The organism is Brachybacterium sp. sponge (assembly GCF_001613775.1).
Classification (GTDB): Bacteria; Actinomycetota; Actinomycetes; order Actinomycetales; family Dermabacteraceae; genus Brachybacterium; species Brachybacterium conglomeratum.
Window position 1 is genome coordinate 345,947 of the sequence record NZ_LRMP01000001.1, and the last position, 15,123, is coordinate 361,069.

Sequence of the window (15,123 nt, forward strand, 5' to 3'; positions counted from 1 at the left end):
GGCCTGCGGGGCGCGGACGCGCACCGCGCCCCGCGCACGAGGCCAGGGTACGGGCGAGGAGCGACCGGCCGCCCCGGAAGCCGGCCTCGGCCCGGGGTAGTGCCGGCGCGTGCGCGGGCCTGGCCGCTGCATCCAGTGGTGCTCAGCCCGCAACCACCCGGCCTATGGCCGATGGCTGCGGGCTGAGCGCCAGTGGGAGACACGGGCCCGACGCAGGGCGCCTGCCGACCAGCCTCGGGACCCGGGCCGGGTCGATGGAGGCGGGCTGAGCACCACCAGGGGACACGGGGCCGACGCCGGGCCCCGCAGGCGTCAGGCGCGGAAGCCGAGGAGGTGCTGCATGGCCAGCTGCTGCAGGCGCACGAAGCCGTAGTTCCGCTCCCCTGCCGCATCGGCGTCGAAGTCCTCGAAGGTGGAGCGGTCCGCGAGCAGGTCCTCGAGGGTCTCGCCCTCGCCGAGGGTGGGCTGGGAGAGCTCCTCGATGCCGGAGTAGGCCATGGCCTCCTGCACCTCGGAGTCCTGACGGAACGCGATCGCGCGCTCCTTGAGCATCAGGTACATCTCCATGTTCGCCGCGGCGGAGTCGTACTGGCCCTGCTCGTGCTCGGTGCGAGAGGGCTTGAAGTCGAAGTGGCGGGCGCCCTCGTAGGCGCCGGGCTTCGAGGGGAAGCCGTTCTCGAGCAGGTCCACGGTGAAGAACGCGCTGATCAGGTCGCCGTGACCGAACACGAGGTCCTGGTCGTACATCGGGCCGTGCTGGCCGTTGAGGTCGATGTGGAAGAGCTTGTCGCTCCACAGCGCCTGGGCGAGGCCGTGGGTGTAGTTCAGCGTCGCCATCTGCTCGTGGCCGGTCTCGGGGTTGATGCCCACGATGTCGCCGTGCTCGAGCTGCTCGATGAAGGCCAGCGCGTGGCCGACGGTGGGCAGGAAGATGTTGCCGCGGGGCTCGTTGGGCTTGGGCTCCAGGCCGATGCGCAGGTCGTAGCCCTTGTCCTTGATGTAGCCGGCGACGGTGTCCAGGCCCTCGCGGTAGCGCTCGAGGGCGGCGTGGAGGTCCTTGGAGCCGTCGTACTCGGAGCCCTCGCGGCCGCCCCACATCACGAAGGTGCTCGCGCCGAGCTCGGCGGCGAGGTCGACGTTGGCGAGCACCTTGCGCAGGCCGAAGCGGCGCACGGAGCGGTCGTTGGAGGTGAAGGCGCCGTCCTTGAAGACGGGGTGGGCGAAGGTGTCGGTGGTGACCATCTCGATCACCAGGCCGGTCTCCTCGGTGACCTTCTTGACCTGGTCGATGATCCGCGAGCGCTCCTCGGGGGTGGCGTCGAAGGGGATCACGTCGTTGTCGTGGAAGGTGAAGCCCCAGGCGCCGAGCTCGGCGAGGCGGCGGATGTGGGCGGTGAGCTCGAGTGGCGGGCGGGTGGCGAGGCCGAACTGGTCGCGGGCCTCCCAGCCGGTCGTCCACAGGCCGAAGGAGAACTTGTCGTCACGGGTGGGGGTGGGTGCGGTCATGGGGTGCTCCTCGGTGGTGGTCGACGGCGTCGTCGGGGGTGCTGCGCACGGCGGCGGTCCGCCGTGGGGCGGTGCACCCCTTCCCTTAGTAACTTTCCGTTACTAATCTACGCATGGGAGGCTGTCCCGCACAACCCGGGGCGCCGACGAACCCCGGACGCCGATGACGACGAGCACGGACGAGCACGAGAGGACGGACCCGATGCAGTCCACCCACCTGCGCGAGCACAACCTCTCCGCCGTGCTGCGCGCCCTGCAGACCGCCCCCTCCCCCACCTCCCGTGCAGGCCTCGCGACGCTCACGAACCTCACCAAGCCCACCGTCTCCAAGCTCGTCGAGGAGCTGATCGGCGCGGGCCTGGTGACCGAGGGCGAGCCGGTCGCGGCGGGCGCCGGGCGGCCGATGGTGCCATTGCGCACCGCCTCCGGGACACTGCTCGCGATCGGCCTCGAGGTCGCCGCGGACCACATCTCCTGCCTCGGCATCGATCTCACCGGCGCCGAGCTCGCGCGCCGCACCACCTACCACCGGGTCGCCGAGGGCACCGCCGAGGACGCCCTGGCGCTGGCCGCGCAGCTCGTGCACGAGGTGCGCGAGGAGGCGCCGGACCTGCCCGTCGTCGGCGTGACCGCCGCGATCCCGGGCCGCCTGGCCCCCGAGGACGGCCGGATCCTCTCCGCCCCGGGCCTGGACTGGGCGGACGTGCCCGTGATCGCCCGTCTGCAGGAGCTGCTCGCCCCGGCTCAGTGGCCGGTCGACGCGCAGAACGACAACCGGCTCTCCGTGCTCACGGAGATCGATCGCCGCCCCGGCGAGTCGTTCCTCTACGTGCGCGGATCGACGGGCGTGGGCGGCGCGGTGGTGCTGGACGGCACGATCCTCGAGGGCGCGCACGGCTGGGCCGGCGAGTTCGGGCACACGGTCGTCGCCCCCGACGGTCGACGGTGCCGCTGCGGGCGGCGCGGCTGCCTCGAGGCCTACATCTCCTACCTCTCGCTGGTGCGCCAGGCCGGGCTCTCCGACGACGTGCGGATCGAGGACCTCGTCGAGGAGCTCGCACGCAGCTCGAGCCGCGCCGAGGTGATCGGGGTGATCGGCCGTTCCCTCGGCCTCGCGATCGCCAACGCCCTGAACGTGCTGGACCTGTCCACCGTGGTGCTCTCCGGCTATCTCGCGCCGATCGCGGAGGAGATCACGCCGGTGATCCGGGAGACGGTCGAGCAGCACGCCCTCGCCGCCGAGGCGGGGCCCGTGCTGATCGAGCGCTCGGACTGCCTCACGGATCCTGCACTCCACGGGGCCGCGCGAGCGGCGCTGCAGCCGGTGTTCAGCACCCCCGGGGAATGGATCGGACACCCCCGCTCCCGAGCACGCTGAGGACACCCCGGCCGGCGGTGCCTCAGTCCCCGTCCTGCGGTGCCGCAGTGGACTCCCGCACGATCAGGTGGGTCTCGAGCTTGAAGGGGTGGGCGAACAGCCCGGGATCCGAGGACAGGGCGAGCAGGCGCTCGATCGCGACCTGCCCCATGGAGAACAGCGGCTGACGCACGGCGGTCAGCTGCGGATGGGCCCACCGGGCGATCATCGTGTCGTCGAAGGAGACGACGCTGAGCCGCTCGGGGACGTCCACCCCCAGTCCGCGCGCCGCGCGCAGGGCGCCGACGGCGAGAGTGTCCGCGACGGCGAAGATCGCACTCGGCGGCTCGGGCAGCGCCAGCAGGCGCTCGGCGCCGATCTGTCCGTCCTCGTAGGAGAAGTTCCCGTGCTCGATGAGGTCCCGCTCCCACACCACTCCGGCCGCACCGAGCGCCGAGTGGTATCCCTGGAGGCGCTGGCGGGCGGGCACCGAGTCCTTCGGCCCGGCGAGCACGCCGATCCGGCGGTGGCCGAGGTCCAGCAGATGCTGCACCGCGGAGCTGCCGCCCTCCCAGTTGGTCGCCGAGATGGTGACGATGCCGTTGACGTCCGGATCGATGGAGACCGGGTCGATCGCGATCAGCGGCAGGCGCAGATCCTTGCTCCAGCGCGCGTGCTGTGCGCCGATCGGGGTGGTCACGAGGATGACGCCTTCGACACCTCGCGCGGCGGCATCGGCCATCCAGGCGCGAGTGAGCCCGGCAGGGGTCTGATCTCCGCTGATCACGAGCAGATCCACGCCAGCGCGGTGCGCGGCCTGCTCGGCCCCTTCGAGCACCTGCAGGGAATAGGGGCTGGTGAGGGTGTCGAAGTGGATCAGGGCGGACCGCCGACGGTCGGTGTCGCGGCGCCGGGGCTCGTAGCCGAGCTCGCGGGCAGAGCGGGCGACGGTCTCGCGGGTGGTCTGGCGCACGTCCGCTCGCCCGTTCATCACCTTGGACGCGGTGGCCAGGGAGACCCCGGCTCGCTCCGCCACGTCCTTCAAGGTGACGCGCTCGCCTCGCGACTCGCTCTGCGTCATGTCCTCGCACCTCCCTGCTCCGACCGGCTCGGCTGCGCCGACTCCGGCGCACCATCGTGAACGTTACCCGCGCGAACAGGTCTTGACCTGCCCCGGCGGCGTCCATAGCCTAAATCAGCACGCAACTTTCAGCGCAGTTTCATGTCAGTTTCGCATGCCGGGGCAGGAGCGTGGACTCCGCCCGGTCACCATCGTGGAGGCCTCCCGCATGGCACTGTTCGACCTGCCGCTCGACGAGCTCCGGGAGTACCGACCACAGCTCGACGAACCCGACGATCTCATGTCCTTCTGGGACAGGACGCTCTCCCGGGCGCGGGACGCCTCCTCGCCGATCCTCTCGCTGGAGCCGGTCGACAATGGCCTGACGCTGATCGACACCTGGGACCTCGCCCTCGCCGGACACGACGGCTCCCCCGTGCGCGCCTGGTACAACAGGCCCGCCGTCACCGAGGCGGAGCTGCCGGTCGTGGTCGAGTATCTCGGCTACGGCGGCGGCCGGGGCGAGCCGCTCGAACGCCTGTCCTTCTCCGCCGCCGGGTACGGGCACCTCGTGATGGACACGCGCGGCCAGGGCTCCGCCTGGGGCGCGGGCGGCGACACCGCCGATCCGGTCGGCTCCGGCCCGGCCGCGCCGGGATCGATGACCCGTGGCATCGCCTCCCCGCACACCGCCTACCTGACCCGTCTGCTGACCGATGCGGTCCGCGCCGTCGACGCCGCCCGCATCCTTCCGGGCGCCGACGGTCGCATCGCGGTGACCGGCAGCAGCCAGGGTGGCGGGCTCGCGCTCGGCGCCGCCGGCCTGGTGCCCGACGTCGACGCCCTGATCGCCAACGTCCCGTTCCTGACCCACATGCGCCGCGCGATCGACATCACGGACGCCGATCCATACCAGGAGATCGTGCGCTACCTGGCGGTGCACCGGGAGCTCGAGGAGCAGACCCTCCGCACCCTGTCCTACGTCGACGCCCTGCACCTGGGCCGCAGGGCAACCGCCCCCGCGATGTTCTCGGTCGCCCTGCGCGACACCATCTGCCCGCCGTCGACCGTCTTCGCCGCCCACAACCTCTACGCCAGCGCGAGCGGCACCGATCCCGAACGGGAGATGGTCGTCTACCCGTACAACCACCACGAGGGCGGCGGGCCCGCCCAGCAGCGCCGACAGCTCGACTGGCTGCGGGCCCGCCTGTGAACGGAATCCTCAGCGCCGCAGCGCCGGATGCCCCGCGCGTCCGCTGGCCTCGGCGAGCGCATCCTGCACCGCGAAGTAGGCGGGCTTGCGGGTGAAGTCGTCCCACAGCACGGTCGCCGCTCCCTCGCCGGGGAAGGTGCCCGGCACCCACGAGTACTTGTCGAGCACGCCCCACAGGGTGAGCGACTCGCAGCCGTCCACGGCCAGTGCCGCCTCGACCACGCGGCGGTAGTAGTCGGCCTGCTGCTCGAGCTGCGCCTGCGTCGGCTCCCCGCTCTCCGGCAGATCCATGCGGACGTCGAGCTCGGTGATCGCGGTCTGCAGCCCGAGGTCGGCGAAGCGCTGGAGGTTCTCGGCGAGATCCCCGGGGAAGCCGTAGCGGGTGGACAGGTGGCCCTGGGTGGAGAAGCCGTGGACCGGGAGGCCGTCGGCGAGCAGATCCTGGACCAGGGTGTAGTAGGCATCGGACTTGGGGTTGATGCCGTCGACGTTGTAGTCGTTGACGAACAGCAGCGCCTGCGGATCGGCGTCGTGCGCCCAGCGGAAGCAGTCGGCGATGATCTCGGGACCCAGCTCCCGCAGCCAGATGTTCCCCTCGAGGCGCAGCTCGGCGTCGTCGCCGACGATCTCGTTGACCACGTCCCACTGCTGCATCCGGCCCGCATAGCGGCCCACCACCGTGGTGATGTGGTCCTTCAGGATCTCGCGCAGCTGCTCGGGGCCGAACCCTCCCTCCGTGAGCCAGGCGGGGTTCTGACTGTGCCACATCAGGGTGTGGCCGCGCACCACCTGGCCGTTCGCCTCGGCGAAGTCCATGATCGCGTCGGCGTCGGCGAAGTCGTAGGTGTCCTGCGCCGGTCGCAGGTGGTCCCACTTCATCTGGTTCTCCGCCGAGAGCGAGGTGAACTCGGTCGCGAGCACGTCGCGATAGGGCTCGTCGGCGGTGAACGGGTCGGGATAGTCCGCGTCCGCATGGTGCCCGCCGCCGGCGACGGCGCAGCCGATCTTCAGGGCGCCGCCCGCGGCGAACGCGAGGTTGTCCTTCTTCGCCAGGCCCGGGGGCTTCGACGCCCCGTCCCCCGGGGGCCGCGTCGGCCCGCGCCCTCCACCGGGTTCGGCGGAGGCTGACTGTGCGGCGGCGGCCATGGTCGTGGCCACTGCTCCGGCGGTGAGGATCTGGCGGCGTCTCATGCTGTCTCCTTCGACGTCTTCGACGGGTCTTCCACTACGGGACTGCCGCGCCTCGTGCGGGCGCCCCCTCCGGCGGAGGAGAGCCGACGGGACGCTGGGTGCTCAGCCCTTCACGGAGCCGAGCATGATCCCCGAGACGAAGTACCGCTGCACGAACGGATACACGCACAGGATGGGGATCAGGATCAGGATCATCGTGACCGACTGGATGTTGGCGTTGATGTCGTTGACGCTGCCGCCCGAGGCGGCCGCGCCCTCCGACGCCGCCGTGGAGGCGCCGGCTATCAGGTTCCTCAGGAACAGCGTCACCGGGAACAGGTCGGTCCGGTCCAGGTAGAGGAACGCGGCGAACCAGTCGTTCCAGTACTGCACCGAGTAGAACAGCACCATCGTGGCGATGACCGCCTTGGACAGCGGCAGCACGATCCGGAAGAAGATCCCGAACCAGCTCAGGCCGTCGATGTGCGCCGCCTCCTCGAGCTCCGTGGGCAGGTTCTCGAAGAACGCCTTCATGACCAGCAGGTTGAAGACCGACAGCGCCGGCGGCAGGATCACCGCCCACATCGTGTTCTTCATGCCCAGCGAGGAGATGAGCACGTAGTTGGGAACGATGCCGCCGTTGAAGAACATCGTGAACACGGCGATGCCGATGAGCAGTCCGCGGCCGCGCAGGTGCTTCTTGGACAGCACGAACGCGTAGGTCGTGGTGAGCACCATCGCGATGCTCGTGCCGATCACCGTGTAGACCACGGTGTTCCCGTAGCTGCGCCAGAAGCTGTTGTTGTTCGCCACCGCCCGATAGGTGTCGAGGTTGAAGTCGACCGGGAAGAGGTTCACCTTGCCGGCGTTGATCGCCCCGGCCGAGCTGAAGGACTGCGCCAGCAGCATGACGAACGGGTAGAGCATCACGGCGCACATCAGCACCAACAGCACGGTGTTGACGACCGTGAACACCCGGTACGAGGTGGAGTCCTTGATCCGGGAGGTCCTGGCCCTGACGGGCGCCGGACGCGGAGAGTCCGGGGCCATTGCTTCGATCACCACAGGCTCGTCCCCACCAATCGCTTCGAGATGTAGTTCGCCGTCATGACCATCGCGAATCCGATGATCGCCTGGAACAGGCCGATGGCCGCGGCGTAGCTGAGGTTGTTGGACACCAGGCCCACCCGGTACAGGTACGTCGAGATGACGTCACCGGTGGAGTAGGTCATGGGGTTGTACAGCAGCAGGACCTTCTCGAACCCGACGTTGAGGAAGTTGCCGATGTTGAGGATCAGCAGGGTGACCATCGTGGGCCGGATCCCGGGGATCGTGACGTGCCAGGTCTGCTGCCAGCGGTTGGCGCCGTCGATGCGGGCCGCCTCGTAGAGCGCATCGTCCACGGCGGTCAGCGCGGCGAGGTACAGGATCGTGCCCCAGCCGACGGTCTGCCAGGCCTCGGAGGCCACGTAGACGAAGCGGAACCATTCGGGCTTCTGCAGGAACGCCACGGCGTCCCCGCCGAAGGCGTCGACGATCTGGTTGACCGTCCCCTGCAGGGCCAGGAGCTGGTAGACCATGCCCACCACGATCACGACCGAGAGGAAGTGCGGCAGGTAGCTGATGGACTGCACGATCCGCTTGAAGTGCGTGCGCCGCACCTCGTTGAGCATCAGCGCGAGCACGATCGGCAGCGGGAAGCAGACCACGAGGGTCATGCCGCCGATGATGGCCGTGTTCGCGAAGACCTTCCAGAACGCGGGATCGTGGATGAACATCTCGACGTAGAAGGTTCCCACCCACTCGTCGCCGAAGATGCTGCCGCCCGGACGGAACCGCCGGAAGGCGATCACGTTGCCGAGCATCGGCAGGTACCGGAAGATCGCCAGGAAGATCAGCGGCAGGACCGCCAGCGTGTACAGCGGCCAGTCGCGCCTCAGCGACCGCTTCCACCTCCCCGGCCGGCGCGCGGGAGACGGTGGGCGCGGCGCAGTCTCCTGCGGCCCGGCCATCGTGGGCTCTGCGAGTGTCATGACAGCGGTCCCGAGGTCGGCGTCAGCGCGCCGCTCACCCGTTCGCCTCGACGAAGCGGTCACGGGCGGTGTTGAGCAGCTCGAGATATTGGGGCAGGCCCGCGGCCTCCAGCTCGCCCTTGAAGGCGTCCCACTCGCTCATGTCGCGCTCGCCCATGATGAACTGCAAGGTCGCGGTGTCCACAGCGTCCTTGATCGGCGTCGCGAGCAGCGAGGCCTGCTCGAGCTCGGCCTCGTCCATGGGCTTGGGCGGGTAGGGCTCGCGCGGAGTGCGCACGGACAGCACCTCGTCGATGTACTCCACGAACTCCGGGGTGCTGTAGGACTCCTTGAGGGCCCGGGACTCGCTGGATTCCGCCGGGAAGGTGGGGAAGCCGAGGTCGACCTTGATGTCGGTCGTGCCGTCGGGGTTGATCGCGTAGTCGTCGAGGCTGAACTCGTCCTTCAGCGTGATCGTGCCGTCCTCGGCCTTGGTGTAGTTCGTGTCCTTCTCGCCCCAGCGCAGCATCTCGCGGGCGTCGGGGTTGTAGTAGAGCCAGTCCAGGAACTGCAGCGTGGCGAGGAAGTTCTCTGACTTCGTGATCTGCGAGTTGAGCATGAAGCCGTGCCAGAAGTTGCGCGGCTCGACGTTGTCGCCGGCCGGGCCCGCGGGCGGCGGGATGAGGGTCACCGAGTGGTTCCCCTTGCCCACCGTCTCGTCGAGCGCGGTGGCGAACTCGATCGCGGTGCCGGAGGAGCCCGATGCCGCGAAGCAGGTCTCGGCGGCGAACTTCTCGCTGACCGAGGCGGCGCCGCTGCCGTCGTTCGAGGCGGTGAGTGACTCCTTGTCCAGCAGCCCCTCCTCGACCAGCACGCGGAAGTTCTCGATCATCTGCTTGTACTCGTCGGTGATCGCGACGTAGGTGAGCTTCCCGTCCGGCCCCGGGATCGAGCCGTCGCCGAAGCCCCAGCCGGCCTTCGTGCCGAAGGCGTGGGAGGCGTAGTTCAGCATCGAGGCGGCCTCGAAGCCGTCCGCGAGCGGCACGGCGTCGGGGTACTTCTCCTTGATGAGCTTGAGACCCTCGTGCAGCTCCTCCCAGGTGTTCGGCACCGCGCCGGTGAGCTCCTCGAAGACGTCTTTGCGAATGACGAGGCTGAACACGGGGACGGACACCTCCTGCAGGCCCGGCACCATGTAGTACTTGCCGTCGGACTGCTTGAGGTTGTCGATCATGTCCCCGAGATCCCATTCCTTCACGTACTTCTGGAAGTTGGGCATCTTGTCGACGTAGTCGCTCATCGGGACCACGGCGCCGGAGGAGACGAAGGGGGCCTCCTCGCCGGTGTAGACCAGCGGGATCAGGGTCGGGGCGTCACCCGCGCTGATCAGGAGGCTGCGCTTCTCGGTCGCATCGCTGAAGGGGATGTGGGTCAGCGTGATCTCGACGTTGGTGAGCTCCTTGATGTGGTCGAAGATCCTCCAGGTGTCCTCGACCGGGACCTCGGGCCAGTCGGTCCACAGCATGCTGACCTGGATCGGCTCCGTCGCCTTGAACTGCATGTCTGCGGTGTAGTCGTCCATCGCGCCGACGTTCTGGGCCTCGGCGTCGACGGTCTCTCCGGAGCCGGAGCCGCAGGCGGACACGGCCACCGTGGCGAAGGCCGCGGCGGAGAGGCCGACGAAGCTGCGCCGGCTGGGAGCGAAGGGGAAGGGGCGGGGTGTGGTCATTGCCGTCTCCTCATGGGGATCTGAGCCGAACCGGACGGTGCGGCGAGGGGCGAAGCAGATCGAACCGGTGCTGCAGATGCCTCGGCGGCGGGTTGCACTCACGGCATCCCCACCCGTCCGAGCCCGACCGCGGGGTCGGGGTGTGCGACTCCGCTCGGCGACTGTGCCGGCGGAACCACGTGACTCACGTCATGTGTTAGTTGTGCTGGTTAACATAACTGCGCGAGCTACATCGGTCAAGAACTTCCCGAAACCTTGCGAACCACGGAGATCGCACGGAGAAACTACTTCTGCCTGCATCTTCGGCGCCCACTCCACACTCGTAGCCACTCCGTCCATAGGACACGAGTCGGTAACGACTCGGCGACCATCACTGGACTAGCGCGAAACTTTCGCTCACTATGGTGTGGAGCCGACGTCACCGTGGCTGTCGGCCTCGCCGCGCTCGCCCCCCTGGAGGAGCAATGACGTCACACCTCCGCCCCCGCGGGCTGTTCTCCGAGCTCACCGAGGGCGTGTACTGGTTCCTCGTGCTCGACGTCATGCTGCTGCTGTCGGCATCGCCGACGATCCTGCTGTGGACCGTCATGTCCCCGGGGCCGCTGGGATCGCTGCTGTTCGTGGTCGCCGCGCTGCCCCTCCTGCCTGCGCTGTCCGCCGGCCTGTACGCCTGCCGATCCTGGCGGGAGGACCAGGACCTGGTCCCCGCCCGGCAGTTCCTGCGCGGCTACCGGGTGAACGTCCGGGACAGCCTGGTGGCCGGCTCTCCCGTGCTGCTCGTGGCGGCGCTGGCGGCGTTCAACCTGACCCGGAGCTCCTCCCCCGCACTCGGAGCGGGCGAGATCGCCTTCCTGGTCGTGGGCGCGGCGGCGCTGCTGGTGCTGATCCGGGCGCTCTCGATCGTCTCCCGGTTCAGCTTCCGTGCCCGGGACGTGCTCCGACTGTCGGTGTTCACCCTGCTGACCAGGCCCCTGTCCACCCTGGCGCTGCTCTCGCTGGGAGTGCTGACCCTCGGCATCGTCCTGGCGGTCGGCGAGTTCGTGCTCACGGCCGCAGCGTCCCTGCTCGTCTTCGCCCTGTGGGCCTCGGAGCGCCCGATCGCCCAGCTGCTCACCGAGCAGTTCACGACGGGGGAGCCCGCGGTCGGCGCGGAGCCGTCGGTCAGCCCGGCGTCGTGAGGACGCCGCCCGCGCCGAGCCGGAGGGTGCCCCCGCCGCGCGGGATGCTCACCTCGTGCGCGGTTCCGCCTGCCTCGAGGCGGTAGTCCCCGGCGAAGCCCTGCAGCCTGACGCGCCCCTCCGCATCGCTGAGGTGCTCCTCGCGGTCCACCCACCAGTCCTCGGTGATCAGCTGCTTCAGCGCGTCGTAGCCGGGTTTGGCCGTGCCGTCGACCCGCACCAGTCCGGCCGGGGCGCCCAGCCACGCCGAGGCGTCGTCCAGGCCCCAATAGGTCAGCGACTCGACGGCAGGGCTCGCGAGCACCGTGCGGTAGTGGCTGAGGAGCTCCTCGGCCTGTCGCTCCTCGCCCTCGGCCGTGGACGGCCAGGACTCGACCTGGTGGTCGTTGAGGTCCACGACGTGCGCGGGCATGAGGTCCCCGGAGAGCAGCGTCGTCTCCGTCATCTGCAGCGGCAGGCCGAAGCGGGAGAAGCGCTCGAGGACCTCGGCGATCTGCTCCTGGCCCCGATAGCCCTTGTGCATGTGGGTCTGCAGGCCGATCGCGTCGATCGGCACGCCCGCCTCGAGACACTCCTCGATGACAGCCTCGTAGTCGGCGGTGAGGTCGAAGTCGTTGAGCACGAGGCGCGCTGCAGGATTCGCGGCGCGGGCGGCCTCGAAGGCCAGTCGGATCACATGCATCCGGCCACGAGCCCGGGCGAGCTGCGTCACCGCGTTCTCCTCCGCCTCGAACACCGGCAGGATCACCGTCTCGTTGATCGCGTCCCAGTGGTCCACGAGCCCGGCGAAGTCGCCGGCGTCCCGTGTGATGCGGGCGCGGATCGCGTCCTCGATGGCCTGCTGGTCGCGCTCCATCAGCCAGATGGGTGCGAGGGTGTGCCACAGCAGAGGGTGCCCCTTCAGCCGCACACCGCGAGAGCGCAGGTGCTCGGCGAGGGCTCTCAGCCGCGGGGCGTCCGTCGGCCCGCCGGGCGACGGCTCGAACCAGCGCCAGTAGAACGGCAGGGTCGCCGTGTTGAACAGGTCCAGCCACTGGTCGGCGAGCCGGGCGTCGTCCGGGTCCTGCTCGCGCTCGTCCTGCGTGACGGGCATCCTGAACGCGATGCACCCGAAGCCGAAGGCGTGGGAGGTCTGCTCGACGCCGACGGGGACCCCGACGCGCGGGGAGCCCGCCTCGTCGACCAGCTGGACCTCCAGGATCTCGAGGCGCCCAGCGGGGGCGGCGCCCCGGCTCATCGACCGGCGGCCGCCGGGGCCGCCGCGTCCGCCGTCCCGGTGGCGACAGGGACCGGGGCGACCTCGACCGGGGTGCCCAGCACACGCTCGCCGTCGACGACGGTGCGCACCGGGCCGGTCACGCGGAAGCCGCCCTCGAGCGTGATGTCCTCGCTCGAGGACCCCACTCACACCCGGAACTCGCCGGGCTCGACGATCCGCCGATGGTCGGGCCCTATGAACGAGGTGCGGTCGGCGTGGAGGCGGAAGACGACCCGCGCCGCCTCTCCCGCCGCGAGGGCGATCTTGGTGAAGCCGACGAGCCGCTTGAGGGGTCGCACTACCGAGGCGACGGGATCGCTGAGGTAGAGCTGGGCGACCTCCTTGCCGTCGCGGTCGCCGACGTTCGTGACGGTCGCGGAGATCTCCACGGTGCCGTCGGCGGCGATCTCCGCGGCGGAGACCTGCAGATCGGAGTACTCGAAGCGGGTGTATCCGAGGCCGAAGCCGAAGGGGAACAGGGGCTTGGGGTCGATGTTGGAGATGCCGTCGCTGACCCAGGCGAGGACCGGGGCGAGATAGGTGCCGGGCTGACCGCCCATGCCGCCGGGGATCCCGATCGGAAGGCGTCCTGAGGGGTTGACCCGGCCGGAGAGCACCCCGGCCAGGGCGCTGCCGCCCTCTTCCCCCGGCATGAAGGCCTGGACGATCGCCGCGCAGCGGTCCACGTAGCCCCCGAGCGCGTAGGGACGGCCGGTGACCAGCACCAGGACCACCGGCGTGCCCGTGGCGAGCACGGCCTCGACGAGCTCGTGCTGGGCGCCGGGCAGACGAAGGTCCGCCACGTCGCATCCCTCGCCGGAGGTGCCGGCCCCGAACAGGCCCGCGATGTCACCCACGGCGAGCACGGCGACGTCGGAGGCCTCGGCGGCCGCGACGGCCTCGGGGATCCCGGAGGTGTCGGCCTCGAGGAAGGGCACCCCGCCCGCCTCGGTGATGCTCGCCTCCGGGTACTCGGCGCGCAGGGAGTCGCCCAGGGAGGGCACGGGCACCGCGGTGCCGTTGTCCTGCAGGCGCGAGAAGACGTGGTTGGTGAAGCTGTAGCAGCCCAGGAAGCTGCGCGGCTCGGCGGCTGCCGGACCGAGCAGAGCGATGCGGCCGGGCGCGGCGAGCGGGAGGGTGCCGCGGTCGTTGCGCAGCAGGACGATCGACTCCTCGGCGACCCGGCGGGCGAGCTCGCGGTTCTCCGGGGGGTCGAGATCGATCGCCTCACCAGTGGTGGCGGGGTCGAAGTCGGGATCCAGCAGCCCCAGCTCGATCTTCTGGCGCAGCACGCGTCGCACCGCCGTGTCGAGCACCTCGACCTCGAGCTCCCCGGCCTCGATGGCCTCGAGCAGCTCCGGGAAGGTGTTCGTCTCCGGCAGCTCCACGTCCATCCCGGCGCGCAGGGTGGTCACCGCCGCCTCGCGAGTGGTCTCCACGACGCGGTGCATGGACTGGAGGAAGTTCACGGCCCAGTAGTCCGAGACCACGGTGCCCTCGAAGCCCCAGGTCTCGCGCAGCAGCTCGGTGAGCAGCCAGCGGCTGGCGGCAGGGGCGATGCCGTCGATGTCGGCGTACGAGTTCATGACCGATCGGGCGCCGCCCTGGCGCACAGCCATCTCGAAGGGCACCAGGTCGATCTCGTGCAGCTCGCGCGTGCCGATGGACACGGGGGCGTGGTTGCGGCCGGCGCGGGAGGCGGCGTGGCCGGCGAAGTGCTTGAGGGTCGCGATGACGCCGGCGCTCTGGAGGCCCTTCACGTAGGCGGCGGCCAGGACCCCGGTGAGATACGGGTCCTCGCCCATGGTCTCCTCGATGCGGCCCCAGCGGTAGTCGCGCACGATGTCCAGCACGGGCGCCAGCCCATGGTGCGTGCCGAGGGCACGCATGTCCCGGCCGATGCGGGCGGCCATCTCCCCGATCAGGTCCGGCGCGAAGGAGGCGCCCCAGGCGATGGCCGCCGGGTAGGTGGTGGCCTCGTGGGCCATGAGCCCGGTCAGGCACTCCTCGTGGGCGATCGCCGGGATGCCGTGCGGGGAGCCGGCGACCACGGCGCTCTGCAGGCGGCGCAGGGTCGCCACACCCTCCTCGGAGGTGAGCGGCGCGCTGCCGTAGGTGCGGGTGAGGTGGCCGAGACCGTGGCGCACGGCCTCCTCGAAGGGGTCGCGGCCCTCGTCGAACGTCGACTGCATGGGGGCGAAGCCCTCGGCATCGCCGATCTCGGGGCGCTTCCAGAAGCTTCCGAGCTGGGCGATCTTCTCCTCAGGCGTGAGATCTGCGAGCAGCGCCTCCGCGCGCTCCTCGACGCTCACCGCAGGGTCTCTCCACGGGGCAGCGGTCATGGGGTGCTCCTTCGCACGATCCTGAGGGGTGCGAGGCACCCGGTCCATCTGCCCGACGAGGGCATGTCCAGAAATCTTTCTGTCCAATTTCGGCTGGGCACAGATTAGGGCAGCGGGCGTCCGACGGTCAATGCCCTCTCGTCTCCCAGCAAGGACGGTGCGTCCAGTGGCCGCACCACCCACACGCCGTACGGACCGTTCCTCACTCGGCACACCGAGACCATCCCGAAACTTCTACGTGCTTGACCGCAAGACTTTCTGTTCCGTACGTTAGGACCCTCACGCCGGAGCAGCGCGC

12 protein-coding genes are annotated in these 15,123 nt (G+C 69.9%); 3 read left to right on the forward strand and 9 right to left on the reverse strand.

Features of this window, described 5'->3' with window-relative positions; all coding sequences use genetic code 11:
• Positions 1–312: 312 nt before the first annotated feature.
• On the reverse strand, positions 313–1,506 hold the full coding sequence (xylA, locus tag A4A78_RS01515; RefSeq protein WP_062946676.1) for a xylose isomerase: 1,194 nt from the start codon (positions 1,504–1,506) through the stop codon (positions 313–315).
• 163 nt (positions 1,507–1,669) lie between these two features.
• Between xylA and A4A78_RS01520 the strand changes: the two genes are divergently transcribed.
• Positions 1,670–2,884, forward strand: a complete 1,215-nt coding sequence (locus tag A4A78_RS01520; RefSeq protein WP_231880805.1) for an ROK family transcriptional regulator — start codon at positions 1,670–1,672, stop codon at positions 2,882–2,884.
• Between the two features lie 22 nt (positions 2,885–2,906).
• Here A4A78_RS01520 and A4A78_RS01525 read toward each other — a convergent pair whose 3' ends face one another.
• Complete coding sequence (locus A4A78_RS01525; protein ID WP_062946677.1) at positions 2,907–3,944, reverse strand: LacI family DNA-binding transcriptional regulator; 1,038 nt, start codon at positions 3,942–3,944, stop codon at positions 2,907–2,909.
• Between the two features lie 208 nt (positions 3,945–4,152).
• Between A4A78_RS01525 and A4A78_RS01530 the strand changes: the two genes are divergently transcribed.
• Complete coding sequence (locus tag A4A78_RS01530) at positions 4,153–5,136, forward strand: acetylxylan esterase (RefSeq protein WP_062946678.1); 984 nt, start codon at positions 4,153–4,155, stop codon at positions 5,134–5,136.
• Between the two features lie 9 nt (positions 5,137–5,145).
• On the opposite strand, the gene A4A78_RS01535 is transcribed toward A4A78_RS01530, so the two are convergent.
• From A4A78_RS01535 to A4A78_RS01550, 4 genes are all read right to left on the reverse strand, one after another.
• Positions 5,146–6,327, reverse strand: a complete 1,182-nt coding sequence (locus tag A4A78_RS01535; RefSeq protein WP_062946679.1) for an endo-1,4-beta-xylanase — start codon at positions 6,325–6,327, stop codon at positions 5,146–5,148.
• Positions 6,328–6,429: 102 nt separating this feature from the next.
• Entirely contained in the window at positions 6,430–7,356 is a 927-nt protein-coding gene (locus A4A78_RS01540; RefSeq protein WP_062946680.1) for a carbohydrate ABC transporter permease, read from the reverse strand.
• Between the two features lie 8 nt (positions 7,357–7,364).
• Positions 7,365–8,339, reverse strand: a complete 975-nt coding sequence (locus tag A4A78_RS01545; protein ID WP_062946681.1) for an ABC transporter permease subunit — start codon at positions 8,337–8,339, stop codon at positions 7,365–7,367.
• A gap of 34 nt (positions 8,340–8,373) precedes the next feature.
• Positions 8,374–10,047: an extracellular solute-binding protein gene (locus tag A4A78_RS01550; protein WP_062946682.1), complete on the reverse strand. Its 1,674-nt coding sequence runs from the start codon at positions 10,045–10,047 to the stop codon at positions 8,374–8,376.
• 464 nt (positions 10,048–10,511) lie between these two features.
• On the opposite strand from A4A78_RS01550, the gene A4A78_RS01555 reads away from it, so the two are divergent.
• The gene (locus tag A4A78_RS01555; protein WP_062946683.1) at positions 10,512–11,225 is read left to right on the forward strand and encodes a DUF624 domain-containing protein; all 714 of its coding nucleotides are present in this window, start codon (positions 10,512–10,514) and stop codon (positions 11,223–11,225) included.
• Here the strand turns inward: A4A78_RS01555 and A4A78_RS01560 are convergent.
• Genes A4A78_RS01560 through A4A78_RS01565 form a run of 3 tightly spaced genes read right to left on the reverse strand, consistent with a single transcriptional unit; the run spans position 11,209 to position 14,825 of the window.
• Complete coding sequence (locus tag A4A78_RS01560) at positions 11,209–12,462, reverse strand: endo-1,4-beta-xylanase (RefSeq protein WP_062946684.1); 1,254 nt, start codon at positions 12,460–12,462, stop codon at positions 11,209–11,211. The two genes, A4A78_RS01555 and A4A78_RS01560, sit on opposite strands and share 17 nt — an antisense overlap.
• Positions 12,459–12,629: a hypothetical protein gene (locus A4A78_RS18040; protein ID WP_231880806.1), complete on the reverse strand. Its 171-nt coding sequence runs from the start codon at positions 12,627–12,629 to the stop codon at positions 12,459–12,461. The genes A4A78_RS01560 and A4A78_RS18040 overlap by 4 nt, the downstream gene beginning before the upstream one ends.
• Positions 12,630–14,825, reverse strand: a complete 2,196-nt coding sequence (locus tag A4A78_RS01565) for a glycoside hydrolase family 3 N-terminal domain-containing protein (RefSeq protein WP_231880807.1) — start codon at positions 14,823–14,825, stop codon at positions 12,630–12,632.
• Positions 14,826–15,123: the final 298 nt, after the last annotated feature.

Coding starts and splice junctions, on each gene's coding strand:
- xylA (WP_062946676.1), bottom strand. CDS start 1,506: ATGACCGCACCCACCCCCACCCGTGACGACAAGTTCTCCTTCGGCCTG.
- A4A78_RS01520 (WP_231880805.1), top strand. CDS start 1,670: ATGACGACGAGCACGGACGAGCACGAGAGGACGGACCCGATGCAGTCC.
- A4A78_RS01525 (WP_062946677.1), bottom strand. CDS start 3,944: ATGACGCAGAGCGAGTCGCGAGGCGAGCGCGTCACCTTGAAGGACGTG.
- A4A78_RS01530 (WP_062946678.1), top strand. CDS start 4,153: ATGGCACTGTTCGACCTGCCGCTCGACGAGCTCCGGGAGTACCGACCA.
- A4A78_RS01535 (WP_062946679.1), bottom strand. CDS start 6,327: ATGAGACGCCGCCAGATCCTCACCGCCGGAGCAGTGGCCACGACCATG.
- A4A78_RS01540 (WP_062946680.1), bottom strand. CDS start 7,356: ATGGCCCCGGACTCTCCGCGTCCGGCGCCCGTCAGGGCCAGGACCTCC.
- A4A78_RS01545 (WP_062946681.1), bottom strand. CDS start 8,339: ATGACACTCGCAGAGCCCACGATGGCCGGGCCGCAGGAGACTGCGCCG.
- A4A78_RS01550 (WP_062946682.1), bottom strand. CDS start 10,047: ATGACCACACCCCGCCCCTTCCCCTTCGCTCCCAGCCGGCGCAGCTTC.
- A4A78_RS01555 (WP_062946683.1), top strand. CDS start 10,512: ATGACGTCACACCTCCGCCCCCGCGGGCTGTTCTCCGAGCTCACCGAG.
- A4A78_RS01560 (WP_062946684.1), bottom strand. CDS start 12,462: ATGAGCCGGGGCGCCGCCCCCGCTGGGCGCCTCGAGATCCTGGAGGTC.
- A4A78_RS01565 (WP_231880807.1), bottom strand. CDS start 14,825: ATGACCGCTGCCCCGTGGAGAGACCCTGCGGTGAGCGTCGAGGAGCGC.